The following is a 13,988-nucleotide window of genomic DNA, read 5'->3' as shown; positions in this document are numbered from 1 at the left end:
CTAATGCTTGCGGAAACGAATCATGAATATCAGTAGCAAAACAACGGCAACGGCACCCAGCGAAACCACCACGATCAGGCGCGGACTGAAGCCGGACGAATTTCCGACAAAGCTTATGCCCTTGTCGTATTTCTTTTCCTCGACCGGTTGCATCAACGCATCCCTGATCCGTTTGCGAACGGCGGCGCGGTCCGTATCCTTATATCCGAAGAGACCGTTGATTTTTTCATGCGTTTCCAAGACAAGCCGCGCCGTTGCATCGTCAACTCCGGGATCCCCTTGCGCAATGTTCCTTGCAACCGAGTTCACCATCGCATTCACCAACATTTCGATTTCGCTCCACTCGGGAATGTTCTGGCAGCTACGGCCATTATGTTCCAACCCCGTCACCAAGTGACTGTAGCGGGAATCCTGCATCCAGATTCGAATCAGGCTTTCGTCCGACGGGATAAATCCGCTCTGTCTGGAATAGTAGTCGATATTGTCGGCGCGGACCATGAAAAGGAAAAGGTCGTTCGCCTCTTTCCGTTTCGAGAGATTCCCGTTCTTGGGCAAGACCAGATGGGAGCCACCGACAAAAGTGAAATTTCCGACAGGACCCCCAGGCGCCGAAACGGATATCAAGCCGTCCTTGGCAATCGGGCTTTCCTTAAGCCCGCCAATGTCGCTATCAAATTCAATCTTGCGAATCAGTTCGGGGGTACCGAAAATCAGCAGCTGCTCGGAGCGCACGAAGCGATCTGCCGCCGAACTGGAATTTTCATGGAGGTTATGGGGAGAAACATCCTGATCACGGAGCAGTTTCAAATAAACACGAAGTCCCACAAGCGTAGAAGAATCCGCCAGGGCGCTGCGGTAACCGTTCTCGGTTTCGGCGACAAAGTCTCCCCCAAAATTCCACAGGAACGGCGACATCTGCTGGTAACCGGTCCAGTCGTCCTTGACTCCGAACTCGAAAGGAACCACCAGGCCTCCGGCCCTATTCTGCACCTTGGCTTCGGCAATGGCGCGCAGCACGCCAAAGAACTGTGGATAAGTTTCAATCTCGCTATCGTGCAATCCGAGTTCCAACCAGATCCGTTCATTGGCAAAGAACCCGCGAACATCCAGGAACCAAGGAATCGAATAGACAACGGTGTCGCGACCGATATGAGAAGCCTTCATCATTTCGGGGTAGAAACGGCTCGTATCGACAGCATCCAGCATTTCCGTCAGCGGGGAAATCAAGCCCGCCTTGGCAAAATACGGCACCCAGGTGGACCCCAGCTGTAACACGTCGGGATAGTCCGTTCCCGATCCCGCCTCGGTCGCAAGGACCTTGTTGAGTTCGGCGAAAGCGGCACCCCAGTCCAGGAAACGGATCTTGACCGAAATGCCGCTCTGTTGCGTATACTTCCGCATCAGTTTCTGGAGCGCCGTTCCTGTATTGATATCCTGGTCCATAACCCACAGAACAAGAGTATCCGGGGGAGGGGCCGCGGCACGGAGTTCCGGAACAGCAAATGCAGGAACAACCCCGACCAAGGCCAAGGTTATCACAAACAAAGCAATGCCGTATATCCGTCCAAGCATGAATCTTTCCCTAATATACAAACAAATTTATTTTGCAATTCTCAGGAAATCGTCGAAATACTTCGGATACGTCTTGTTGATGCAAGCAGGATCCATAATCTTGATAGGGACTCCACCCAAGGCGACCAGGCTAAAGCACATTGCCATACGGTGGTCGTTATAGGTCTCGATTGTCGCGGGCTGCAAATTTTCCGGCGGGAAAATCGTAATGGAATCGGTCGTTTCGCGGACCTCGGCACCCACCTTGCGGAGTTCCGCAGCCATCGCCGCGATACGGTCGGTTTCCTTGACACGCCAACTGGCGATGCCTCTGATCGTCATCGGTGCATCGGCAAACAAGGCGAGTACGGCAACCGTCATCGCCGCATCCGGGATTTCGACGGCATTGAACTCGCCGAGGCTCTTGAGCTTACCCTGCGGTCCCGTACATTCCACCCAGTCGGGTCCCATGGTCACCGCGGCGCCCATTTTCTTAAGAACATCGACAAAGGCGATGTCGCCCTGGCGGCAATCCGTACCGACTCCCAAAACGCGCACCTTTCCACCGGCAATGGCAGCGGCAGCAAGCGGATAACTTGCGGAGCTTGCATCGCCTTCAACCATATAGTCGCCCGGAGTCCTGTAGACGCCCTTGGGCACATAGAAATCCATCAGGTCGGCATGCTTCACCTCGATGCCGAAATGTTTCATCACGTCGAGCGTGAGCAGAATATACGGAGCGGAAATCAGTTCGCCCTCGACATGGATATGCAACGGAGATTCCGCGTACGGGGCACATATCAGAAGCGCCGTGAGATACTGGCTCGAGATATTGCCGCGCACCGAAACAGAGCCGCCCTTAAGGCCATGCGCATTGATGCAGACCGGCGGAAAGCCTTCCGTTTCCAGATAACTGATATCGGCGCCAAGCGAACGGAGCGCATCGACCAAGTCGCGAATCGGGCGTTCCTTCATGCGTTCTTCGCCGCTCAGGTGGAACACGCCGCGCCCCAACGCGAGAGCCGCACACAGGGAACGCATCGCGGTTCCCGCATTGCCCAGGTAAAGGCCGGCGAAATTCTTGCCGTCTTCCAGCAAAACCGTCGGGGCGTCAATCGGAGCTCCGCTGCCTTCGATGACGGCCTCGGTAAAGTCTTCGGACATTTCCACATGAACGCCCAGCGATTTCAGGGCCTCGCCCATGTAGCTGGTATCGTCGCTTTTCAAAAGGTTATGTAGGCGAGTCATTCCAGCGGCAAGAGCCGACACCAAAAGCACGCGGTTCGTGATACTTTTCGATCCGGGAACGCGAAGTTCACCGTTATAAGACTTCAAAGCGGGAATCTGTATGTTACTGGGGCGAAAAAAAGGTGTATCCATGTCCGTAAATTTATAAATTAAAAAAGTAAAACGATTACACGGAGTTTAAAACATGAGCGAAATCACAGACCACAAATTCACGGTCCGTTTTTCGGATTGCGACGAGCACGGCAGACTGAAGCTTTCACGCCTTTTCCAGTTCATGGAAGAGGCGGCCATCGCCGACGCCGAAGCGAACGGTTTCGGGCTGTGGAAAATGATCAAGGCCGGCTACACCTCCGCCATCACGCGCATGAAGGTGAGAATCGACCATACCCCGCTCATGGGGGAAACGCTCGGGGTTACCACCTGGATCAAGGAAATCTACAAGGACAAGGTGGTGCTCAAGGACTATGCCGTCGTCGATAGCCAGGGCCGCGCCCTCGCCGAAGGGACTTCTTCGTGGATCCTGGTGAACCTGAAAACGGGATTTGCCGAGAACCCGTCCAGAAGTCCCTACCCCTTCCCGGTGCAGCTTGAAAAAAGCGCGCTACCCGAAATGCTCCAAGTGCTGCCCATGGGCGAAGACCCACAGTTAGTTTATACTGAAAGAGCCCGTAACAGCGACCTCGACATCAACCACCACGTGAACCATTGCCGCTACGTGGACTGGATTATCGACTGCCTTTCGAAACAGGAACTCAAAGAACGCGGGATACGTTCCATCCAGCTGAATTTTGTCCAGCAGGTTCCGCTCGGTGCCAACATCAACATCATCCGGTTCAAGGACACAAACCACCACGCCATATTCTTCGGAATGAACGCCGACATGGAAAAGAGTCCGACGACAAACCGTTGCCATTTCCAGGTCCGCGTAGGCTTCAGGGAATAATACTCAGGGCATCACCACCCCGATTCCGGGCCACATTCCAAAAGAGACAGTCCCGTGCAAGTCCGTGCGGAAAACCGCAGCGGAATCCCCTGTCACATAGCGGAGTTTCTGGAAGACTTCTGCGGTCGGGTGACCGTAGCGGTTATTCCGGCCGACACCGATCACCGCATACCGCGGCGACACCCGCGAAAGGAACCTGAGCGTGCTGCTTCCCGCCGAGCCATGGTGCGGCACCTGCAACAAGTCCGCAGACAAGCTAGGCGAAAGCTCCAGAAGTCGACGCTCCCCCGCCGAATCCAGGTCGCCCGTCAACAGCAGCGATGGTTTTTCGGAGTCGTCTTCGAGAGCCACCTTCATCACGACACTCGCCCCGTTTTCGCCGAACCGCCCATATTCGGGAGGCCACAGGACATCCAGTTTCAAGCCGTCGGCAAGCCACACCGTATCGCCTCGGAAAAGCGTATCGACCGGTATCCCGAACCGCCGGGCAAGACGGAGGACACTGTCGGGCACAAGCCCCGACGCCGTATCCGGCCCCACCAGCAAGCGCCCGACATGCAGACGCCCCGCCGAAAGCACCTCCCCCATTTCCATAAAACCGCCCACATGGTCGCGATGCCCATGACTCAGGAGCACCCACGAAAGCGAATCGACACCACGGGCCAAAAGCGAATCCACCACCCCCACCGAATCGGGGCCCGAATCGTAAAGCGCATGGCGGCCCTCCCTTTCTAGCAGTACGGCAAGCCCCTGCCCCACATCGAGGACCGACACACGGACAGGATCCGGCTCATCCTCGCCGCCGGAACCGTAGGCGCAGCCACCCAGGACAACCCCCGCGACCACTGCGGCACCGCCCCACAGCAAGAAACACAGCAGAATCCAGACTGGAATCCACAAGTTCGTATTTTTGCGTATCACCATAAGACAAACCTCCATTTTTGCAAAAGTCTCTCCTATATACACGCACGAACCGCGAAAAATGGGAAAAAAAGCTCCAGACAGGACTTATGGCAAGCTACGACGCGCCATGTACGAACAAAACGGGGATTTTTTACTATCTTTTAGCTTAACCCGAGGTTTACAATGCAATTACCCAAGTACAAGAAGAAAAAGCGTATCAAGCTGAAAGTCTGTCAGGAACCCGGCTGCGGCCGCGAATTCTGGGGCCACCCGATCGCCAAGTACTGCGAATTGCACCGCGACATCAAGCAGCGCCAGAAGCAGAAGAAGGACGTGGACAACATCGAGTCCAAGAACATCATCTTCCGCCACAACTACACCGAGTCGATGGACCTCACCTTCAAGTGCTGCCTCGAAGGCTGCAACGAGACGTTCACCATCCGCGTGTTCCCGAAACAGTACATCTACCCCCGTTTCTGCGACGAACACCGCAACGACTTCAAGCGCGCAAACTTCCTGCGCATCATGTCGAAGCTCAAAAACGACTAAAATTTCGACTTTTTCGTAAAAATTTGGATGCCACCCTTGAAATTTGGGGTGGCTTTTTTATATTTGGGCTCACAATCATGGTGGGTGTAGCTCAATTGGTTAGAGTCCCAGATTGTGATTCTGGATGTTGTCGGTTCGAGTCCGGTCACCCACCCTTAAAAAGACCTCGCGAAAGCGGGGTCTTTTTTTGATTGGAGTACTTTTAAAGCTAGTTCTTAAGGCATCGGACAGACAATCTCCCGTTCATATAATCGAGGCCTGTCTTCAAATAGTGCAAATCAATGCCCACACTCTTATAATAAACACCAATGTTCTTGTATGAAGAGGTACTCCAGAAGTAGGCGGCCTCCGATTCATGTTCATATTCAGAGAGAATACCGTACCACAAACCTCCAGGCAATGCCGTAAATCCCACAGCATCGGTTCCTGGTTGAGGATCATCATACCAAGCCGTCTGCGATTTAAGCATAATACCTGCGTTTTCTCCAAGAATATCCCTCAAAACACCCCAATCCGTCGTATCGGGCATGTGCCATCCGGCAGGGCAAATTCCCTGCACCGGGTGTTTCGGAGAACATTCCGCCTCATAGCCACAACCCTTAGCATCATCGCTCCACAAGCCCGCACTATCCATCGCCACCGCCCAGGTATAAAGGGCGCCATACTTTTCGCAATACTTTGCGGAATCATTGTAACAGTAGCTACGTATGTCTAAACCATCCACAGAAAAGTTGTAATTCAAATTTTCTGCCATCCACCACTGCTCGCCAATTTTCACAGTCTTGTACGTCTGACCGTCGCGAGCGTCCGTTAAAGTTCCGTATTCGCAGTTATCTTCGGCATCCGTCTTGCAAGCCGGCAATACCTCAACTGAACTAGAAGACTCAGAACTGCTGGAACTAGGCGCAACCGCATCATAGTCCTTGAGGCAACGGATAGAAAGTCTCATTTGAGAACTGATCAGCGTTTTAAATCCAGTTCTTTCAGCATCATAATCCAAATCCCAATAATAAGGTTCTCCACCATTTTTCCTAGTTGTCATCCAAAAATCAGCAGTATAACCGAAATTATAGTAGCCGTCATTAAACCAGTTTCCAGCCGGGAGCGCCGAAAATCCATAATCATCTGTCGCAAACGCCCAATTCTTAAAGCCCTTAGCCTGCAAGACATATCCAGAATCACCTTCTGATAAATAGAGTTTATTCCATTCGGTTGTGTCAGGCATGTGCCAGCCATCCGGGCAAATTCCCTGTATTTTACAGGACTCCTTGGATTTACATTCACTCTCGGAATTTCCTACGGCCGCAGACCACGTATAAAGTCCTCCGTAGATATTGCAATATTTTACGCTATCCTTGTAACAATAACGCCCTGTCGTTTTATAGCTCAGGTTTTGTGCCATCCACACATGGTCGCCAATTTTCACGGTCTTGTAAACCTTTCCATCACGAGGATCAACAATCGAATCATATTTTATTTTGGGATTCAAGTAGGTATCCTTAGGAGATTCTTCCCTTTCTAAAAATACCGGGGTCACCTCACCCTTGACACAACGTACCGATTGCCCCATAGACTTACGAACGCCACCCATACTCCAATAATCCGTGGTATTTACTGATCTATTGTGAGCAATGGCAGGATTATAATCCCAATCAGCTAAATATCCATTATCTTCCGCAGAAGACCAAAAATACGCAACCGAGCCCCAACTAACAAAAGATCCATTTCTATATCCTGCCGGTATTGCAGAAAAACCCGCAACATCCGTTCCATTACCATTTCCTGACCAGCCCGTTTTCGTCTTAAATAAAACACCTGATTTTTCTTGCGATACTCCTTCCGCAACGACCGACCTCATTTTGGACCATTCTTTTTCCGACGGGAGAAGCCATCCATCCGGGCAAACACCTTGCAAGGGTCCAATAAGACCACACAACTTGCCATCACCGCAATCTACAGGATCGTCCTTATCCGTAGCAAGTTTCACAGAATCAATCGCAGCGGCCCAAGTATAAAGACGCCCGCCTATTGCACATTTTTCAGGATCATTACCATAGCACCAGCTTTTTCCCTTCAGGCTCGGCATCTTGACACTATCCGCATAGTTGAGGTTTTGCGCCATCCAAATTTGGTCGCCGATTTTTACTGTCTTGTAAACTTGGCCATCGCGCGGGTCCGTCATTTCGCCGTAATTAATATTCGGATTCAAGTAGGATGTTCTTGGATTCTTAATCGAGGATGACGATTTGTCATTCTGGAGGCTCGAAGAGCCGATAGAATCCATACTGCTACTTGTCATTCCAGCCTTAGTGCCGGACGAACTGCTGCTCAACGTAACGCTGTCGCCATCAGCAACGGCTTTTATGTATGTTTCAAACGCAGGCACAGAATCGGCATAGCTCCAGCTTTCGATATTCTTGCGGATTGTATCAAGCTTGCCGTTAGCCATAGCATCTGTAGCCCACTTTGCAATTTCTTTTTTAGTATCGCTATCCAACGATCCGTTCTGCGAAATTGCGGCTGAAAACTCATCCAAGCGTTCCGCGATTTTTGCTTCACTTGCACTAGCCTGCACCATGACGCTCACGGCCAAAAGTGCGGCATTGCCATCACCCGCTTCAAGAATATTCAAGTCTTCGGATTTCGCAATATTGCCCTTGATGTTAAACGAAGCGAGAACTTCTTTTTCAGCTTGCTTTTTAGCATCGGCAAAAGAATTCTTCTCGACAGTCACTAAGCCCATGACTCGCTCGTATTCCAATTCCGTGAGCACATTGATGTTCACGTTTTTGCGGTCCTTGAGATTCGTCAGTGCATGGAGCGTCAGCATTTCCGAGGACTTTTTCCCGGTAAGTTCATTGAGATAATATCCCGAGACTTCGAACACGGCACATGTAGACGACAAAGTAACACTATCAACAACAAATTCACCTTTATCATTATCGACTTCGCCTTCGAATCTTTCACCCGTCCGCTCCATCGTCTTACAGTCAATGCCCTGTACCGTCACGGCAGAGCCCTTCACGAACGGTCCCTTCTGCGCCACGCCAGCCACGTTCAAGTCCGCGATGATTCCCGCGTCTTCCGAAATACCGCCGGCAACGCCCTTGTCGTCTGAGCTGGAACATGCCACCATAAAGGCAGCCGCAAATGACACAACGGAAACAATACCGCCCTGCATCATTTTATACAAGTTATTTTTCATCTTTTTCTTCTCCTTTAAAACCCTTTTTATCATTCAACCGTTCACTCACCGGGAACAGCTGCAAGTTCAGGCGATACACCTGTTCTGTTTCGTCATCTTCGGATGCGATCGCCACAATGCGGCGGCGGCAAGCGGCCAATTCCTTCTTAATACGTTCGTAGGAACGCCGCGTAAGTCCCATGGTAATCCCCGACATATCGCGTTCCGCAAGAGGCAGGCTCAGCGCCTTTACCCCAAGCTCGCCCATTTGGCGTTGCAGATTGCGGGCAGCCACGGGCACGGCATCTACGGGCACCCATCGATATCGAGAACTCTTGAAACTAGTCCTTCACGCAGCGGACGGAATATCCGTAGTTTTTGTTGTCGTCGTACAGGTCCGCATACTTGTAGCCGTAGCCCAAGTACATAAGGTAGGCGAAGTGGTCACTGTTCCCAGTAGCACTCCAGAAGTAAGCGATGTCGCCTGCGTGGTAGAAGTAACCATTGTTGCTCTTGTCGCCGGCGGGCAACGCGGAGAACCCGAAAGCGTCCGTACCGTTGCCATTACCATACCAACCGGTCTGCGACTTAAGAACCTCGCCCGCAGTCGATCGACCGCCCACAGCATCGAACAAAACCTGCCATTCCGCTTTGCTAGGCAGGTGCCAGCCAGCGGGGCAAATCCCCTGAAGTTTGCCGGTAAGACCACATCCCTTGCCATAGCCGCAATCCTGCGGGTTTTCGGCATCGTTCGCCAACTTCACCGAGTCTATAGCCGCCGCCCAAGTGTACAGGTAGCCAATCACTTCGCAGTTCCTGCACCAAGACCAATCGTATTTTGCATCGCCAGAACCACCCTGACCAGGGTCAAAGTTTAAGTTCTCGGCCATCCAAGTCTGGTCGCCAATCTTCACTGTTTTATAAACCTTGCCATCACGAGAATCGACGATGGAATCGTATTCAATGTCTGGATTCAAGTAAGCTTCTTTCGGCAAGCTCCAATCAAAACCATCCGAAGAACTAGAAGACTCTACAGAACTGCTGGACACACTTGTCTCGCTGCTACTCGACTGTGACGAGGAAGATGCTTCAGAACTTGAAGACTCCACAGAGTTGCTGCTAGACTTTGCGTCGTCAACACTAGAACTTGAAGAAGATTTAATCGCTGCAGTCGAAGGATCACCCTTGATGCAACGTACACTCTGTCCATATTTTTTTGAACCTTGGAACAAATAAAATTTAGTATAAATGTTGTTTATATTCGAATATCGCGCTTCATACGTACCATCCTCTTCGGAACTCCAATAATAAACATTAGAACCAACATTGCTCCAGCTAGATGTAGAAACCATCCTTCCGGTCGGAAGCGCCGCAAATCCATAGGCATCTACGCCGTTATTGTCAGCCGTTCCGGCGTAATCCCAGCCAGTCAGCGCCTTGAGGCTATCTCCGGCCACGCCAGCGTTCCCCAGAGCTACGCTCAACAATCCCCATTCATGGAGCGTCGGCAAATGCCAGCCGTCAGGGCAAATTCCCTGCACTCCGCGATTAATTCCACATGTCTTGCCATAACCGCAATTCAGCGGATTCTTTAAATCGTTTGCCAAAGCCACAGAGTCTATCGCCGCCGCCCAAGTGTAATAGCGACCGCTTACCTTACAATTTTTCTCATCATTATTGTAGCACCAGTTTTGGCCTTTCAAGCTCGGCGTCTTGACGCTATCGGCATAGTTCAGGTTTTCGGCCATCCACACTTGTGAATAATTCTTATCCTTCACTTCGATTTTTACAACTTTGTACACTTGCTTGTCGCGCGGGTCGATTATCGAGTCGTACTTGATATTCGGATTAAAGCGAGCTTCCTTCGGCACATCCCAGCTCCACCCATCTGTCTTGACGCTGTCGCTATTTTTTTCCTTTGAAACGTTAGTGGCAAACGCATCAACCGCCGTCTCAAAATCGGGAACTTCGTTTGCGAATCCCCAATTTTCCATATTCTTGCGAATGGAATCCATCACAGCCTTCGCCACGGCATTTGCAATCCAGTCGATAATTGCTTTTTTCGTATCATCATCGTTCCACTTGCCGCTTTCTGCAAAGGATTCATTGAATTTATCCATACGTTCCGTAAGCGTTTTCACATCGGCATCGCCTTGCATCAGCACGCTTATGGCAAGGAGAGTCGCATCGGCATCGCTCGTTCCAAAAATATCCAAAGCTTCAAACTCGGTCGTATCGCCCGCCATACCGAACGCCGCAAGCACCTCGGTTTCAGCCAAGTCCTTCGCCTCGTCGAAAGTCTTGCCCTTTTCAGCCACATAGTACATCACGCGCTCGTATTCCAAGTTCGTAAGCAAGTTGACATTCACATGCGTACGGTCCTTGAGATTCGTCAACGCACGGAGCGTCAATTTATCCGAAACCTTCTTCCCGGTCATTTCGCTGCGATATTCGCCAGTCACTGCAACAACAGCACAGGTTGTAGACAAGTTCACTTTTTCTACAACAAATTCGCCCATGTTGTTTTTGACTTCGCCCTCAAAAACTTCGTCCGTGAAATTCATGGTCTTGCAGTCGATTCCCTGCACCGTCACCGCAGAGCCCTTCACGAACGGGCCCTTCTGCGAAACACCTGCCACGTCCAAATCCTTGACGGCAACAACGCCCGCATCTCCCGAAGCGCCGCCTGCAACACTCTTGTCGTCGGAACTGGAACATGCAGCCAAGAATGCCATAGACGCAAGCGCACAAATCGACACCAGGCGCATCCCTAAATTGCGATTCTTCTCTCTCCTCATTTCGTTTCTCCCTTTTTATTCATCGTCTCGTTTTTAGGTTCAAGTCGTTCACTCAGCGGGAACAATTGCACATTCAGGCGGTAGACCTGTTCCGTTTCATCGTCCTCTGTTGCAATCGCCACCACACGGCGGAAATAATCTTCAGTCTCTTTTTTGATTCGTTCGTACGCACGGCGCGTAAGCCCAAGCGTATAACCTGACATCATGCGCTCCGAAATCGGCAAGTCGATTGCCTTGACGGCAAATTCCCCCATCTGGCGCTGCAAATCGCGAGCCGCCAGCGGCACGGCCTCCACAGGCGCCATTTTAATCGTTTTGTCTGTCTGCTGGTAGTTTCCACTCCTGTCCTTCTTCAGGAGCTTCGCCTTCACCAAAAAGTCGAGCGCTTCGGAAATTTCTGCCGCCGAAATCTTCGGCTTGCAGGCATGCGCCATTTCTAGCGGCTTTGCGCCGGGCATGTGCGGCGCCAACTCACGGATTACGGAATTTTTCCAGGACTTGAAATACTTGAATTCTTCGTCACCCAGCACGCGAACCTTGTGGGCATGGGCCAAAGCGCAGCGTTCCTCAAAAGCAGCCTTTTTAGCCTCGTTGCTCTTTGCATGCGCGTACGAAACCATCAAGACAAAATATTCGTATTCAAAACCGACAAGCCCCATGGCATTTGCCACCGAGCCCGCCGAGCCGACGCTCAAATTCTTTTTCCCTTCGCAGACGTACTGCAGGAACACCGCCGACGAAAATCCGGCATCCTGGGCAAACTTCTGCCACGAAAACACAGAACAGCGCTTACGTTCTTCGTAGTAGTCCCGGATATACTTACGGTAATCCGTATATTCAACGATTTCCTTCATGGGTACAAATATACCTACTTTCGCTAAATTTAGGATATAAATATTGCGATTTTAGCGAAATTTTACAACTTTTGGCTAAATTTATCAAAATAGAGTAATTTTAGAACATAAACACATATTCTGAGAACATGCAATTGAACATAAAAAAAGAACCCTGCAGGCTATTTCGCAGGATTCTTTCCTAACCTTCCCTCAGTCCGAACACTGCCGGGTCCAAATTTTGAGGGAATCAAATGTATTTTACTTTGTTTGTTTTAGTTCTTGACGCAACGCACCTTGCCTTCTTTCAAAGGTTCTTCTTCAACACGATAATCGTAGGGAGAGACTTGCACGTAATAGTCACCGACAGCTCTTGGAGAAAGGTACTTTTCAATTTCTTCGCGTTCCTCATCATTCTTAGCATATTCAAGTTCCCATTGATAGTGCTCTTTCATGAACTCATCAAGTTCCTCTATATGGTAAGAGCCCTGCCTGTAAGAATGGTAATAGACTTCCAAGTAAACCGTATCCATCGGCATAAGGTTAAAATCAAACCTGTTGTAGAACACGCCAATCAAATCTTTTCCAAAGGCCGCGTCCAAATCGGAAGTCCTCCAGTTTTCGTTAAGCAGGTTTTTAACGTCACCGACATAATCCACCAAGATATCCCATTCCTCGGTACTCGAGACATGCCAGCCATCGGGGCAGATTCCCTGGTGAACTTCGTCAACCACGCTATCTTCAACCACGTCCGTCATATACTTGTCATCGATTTGCATAGCATCCGTCCAGGTATAGAGTCCTTTGGAATCATACTTGAGATCTTCCGCCATCCATTCATACTTTTTCCCTTCGTAATTAAAGCTGACCGTCTGGTACTTACGCCCATCGCGCGGGTCGGTCATAGTTCCCGATTCATGTTCAACCGGTATCTTGAGAGAATCGATATGTTCTTTTGTCGTCAAGTCCCAATAATACCCGTTGCAAAGGAAGTAGCCCGATTCAATCCGTTCGCCGTCAAGCACCATGGCCCTATCGAGTTTTCTGTATTCGCCCCAAAGGTCGGCGGTACAGAGTTCCAAATCCATATAATTCAAGAAGACTAGAATGCCGAAATCGTATTCACTCTTCAAGAAACGGATGCTTAATTCACCCGGGTTTGCCCCGTCCTTTCGCTTGACATCGTCCTCATCGACATCCATCATGTTGCTCCATTCCTTGGCAGAGCTATAACCCTCTCCGGCGAGATCCTGCATAATCGAATCCGCGAGAACACCATCATCGGCAAAGTCATCGGCAAATCCATCAACGTAAGCTTGCAATTTGGAGCAATCGATATCGTCATCAGCATTATACCAATCGTGCCAATAATTCCATTCAGGCTGTTCATCTATAATTCGGCTGATATTGTACAGCGTTCTGTCGCCATCCGAAGAATTGTAGATGTTCAAATCTTCTGCAGAAGAAACATCGATCTTGACACCGAACGCGCCAAGAACTTCCTTTGCGGCCTGCTTTTTGGCCTCGGCAAAGGTCTTGCCCTCCTTGACCAGATTCAGCACGCGCTTGTATTCAAAATGAGTCAAGAGGTTGATATTCACCGTTTCACGCTTTTCCAAGTTAGAAACCGCATCGAGACGCATCGGGCAGCTAGAAACTTCACCCGTGTATTCTCGCTCGTAGCGACCTTCTACAGAAAGAAGCACATACTGGCTTTCCAAATCGATACCGTCAAACTTGAAATCGCCCTTGCCGCTGATAGTCTTGGTAGTAAACTCTCTACCGGTGGGTTCGAAATCTCCATTTTTCGAGGTTTCCTTGAGCGTCACGTCGGAGCCCTTTACAAACGGGCCCTTCTGCGAAACGCCCGCAATTTTCTTATCCGAAATGGCGACAACGCCTTCCGCCTCTTCGCTCGTGCCAGAGGTCTCCATATCGGAGCAGGCGCCGAGTAACGCCGTCAAAGCAAGAGCCCAGAA

At 50.5% G+C, this 13,988-nt stretch carries 10 protein-coding genes and 1 tRNA gene; 3 read left to right on the top strand and 8 right to left on the bottom strand.

Annotation, left to right across the window (positions count from 1 at the left end; genetic code table 11):
* Both BUA93_RS10350 and aroA read right to left on the bottom strand, forming a co-directional pair.
* On the bottom strand, window positions 1–1,572 hold the full coding sequence (locus BUA93_RS10350; RefSeq protein WP_072979115.1) for an extracellular solute-binding protein: 1,572 nt from the start codon (window positions 1,570–1,572) through the stop codon (window positions 1–3).
* 27 nt (window positions 1,573–1,599) lie between these two features.
* Window positions 1,600–2,931, bottom strand: a complete 1,332-nt coding sequence (gene aroA / locus BUA93_RS10345) for a 3-phosphoshikimate 1-carboxyvinyltransferase (RefSeq protein ID WP_072979113.1) — start codon at window positions 2,929–2,931, stop codon at window positions 1,600–1,602.
* 52 nt (window positions 2,932–2,983) lie between these two features.
* Between aroA and BUA93_RS10340 the strand changes: the two genes are divergently transcribed.
* The gene (locus tag BUA93_RS10340; RefSeq protein WP_072979111.1) at window positions 2,984–3,742 is read left to right on the top strand and encodes an acyl-[acyl-carrier-protein] thioesterase; all 759 of its coding nucleotides are present in this window, start codon (window positions 2,984–2,986) and stop codon (window positions 3,740–3,742) included.
* A 3-nt stretch (window positions 3,743–3,745) separates the two neighbouring features.
* Here the strand turns inward: BUA93_RS10340 and BUA93_RS10335 are convergent, their stop codons facing one another.
* The gene (locus BUA93_RS10335) at window positions 3,746–4,666 is read right to left on the bottom strand and encodes a ComEC/Rec2 family competence protein (RefSeq protein ID WP_083597343.1); all 921 of its coding nucleotides are present in this window, start codon (window positions 4,664–4,666) and stop codon (window positions 3,746–3,748) included.
* A gap of 162 nt (window positions 4,667–4,828) precedes the next feature.
* Here BUA93_RS10335 and BUA93_RS10330 point away from each other — a divergent pair, with 162 nt between their 5' ends.
* Together BUA93_RS10330 and BUA93_RS10325 are read left to right on the top strand one after the other, a co-directional pair.
* Window positions 4,829–5,194: a hypothetical protein gene (locus BUA93_RS10330; protein WP_072979109.1), complete on the top strand. Its 366-nt coding sequence runs from the start codon at window positions 4,829–4,831 to the stop codon at window positions 5,192–5,194.
* Window positions 5,195–5,274: 80 nt separating this feature from the next.
* A tRNA-His gene (locus BUA93_RS10325) sits at window positions 5,275–5,348 on the top strand.
* A 54-nt stretch (window positions 5,349–5,402) separates the two neighbouring features.
* Here BUA93_RS10325 and BUA93_RS10320 read toward each other — a convergent pair.
* The 5 genes from BUA93_RS10320 to BUA93_RS10300 all read right to left on the bottom strand — a co-directional run bounded on the left by BUA93_RS10320 (window position 5,403) and on the right by BUA93_RS10300 (window position 13,973).
* Window positions 5,403–8,399, bottom strand: a complete 2,997-nt coding sequence (locus tag BUA93_RS10320) for a fibrobacter succinogenes major paralogous domain-containing protein (protein ID WP_139257984.1) — start codon at window positions 8,397–8,399, stop codon at window positions 5,403–5,405.
* Complete coding sequence (locus BUA93_RS10315; RefSeq protein WP_072979105.1) at window positions 8,389–8,694, bottom strand: DUF4423 domain-containing protein; 306 nt, start codon at window positions 8,692–8,694, stop codon at window positions 8,389–8,391. Before BUA93_RS10315 ends, BUA93_RS10320 begins: the two co-directional genes overlap by 11 nt.
* A 25-nt stretch (window positions 8,695–8,719) precedes the next feature.
* Window positions 8,720–11,176, bottom strand: a complete 2,457-nt coding sequence (locus tag BUA93_RS10310; RefSeq protein ID WP_254793937.1) for a fibrobacter succinogenes major paralogous domain-containing protein — start codon at window positions 11,174–11,176, stop codon at window positions 8,720–8,722.
* A complete protein-coding gene (locus BUA93_RS10305) occupies window positions 11,173–12,030 on the bottom strand; it encodes a TIGR02147 family protein (protein ID WP_072979101.1) in 858 nt (285 codons plus the stop codon). Before BUA93_RS10305 ends, BUA93_RS10310 begins: the two co-directional genes overlap by 4 nt.
* Window positions 12,031–12,284: 254 nt before the next feature.
* Window positions 12,285–13,973, bottom strand: coding sequence for an FISUMP domain-containing protein (locus BUA93_RS10300; protein WP_072979099.1), 1,689 nt, complete (start codon window positions 13,971–13,973; stop codon window positions 12,285–12,287).
* Window positions 13,974–13,988 lie beyond the last annotated feature (15 nt).

The sequence above is a fragment of the Fibrobacter sp. UWH4 genome (assembly GCF_900142475.1).
Lineage (GTDB): Bacteria > Fibrobacterota > Fibrobacteria > Fibrobacterales > Fibrobacteraceae > Fibrobacter.
Note: the sequence above shows the minus strand (reverse complement) of the source record. Positions and strands in the feature narration are given on the sequence as shown.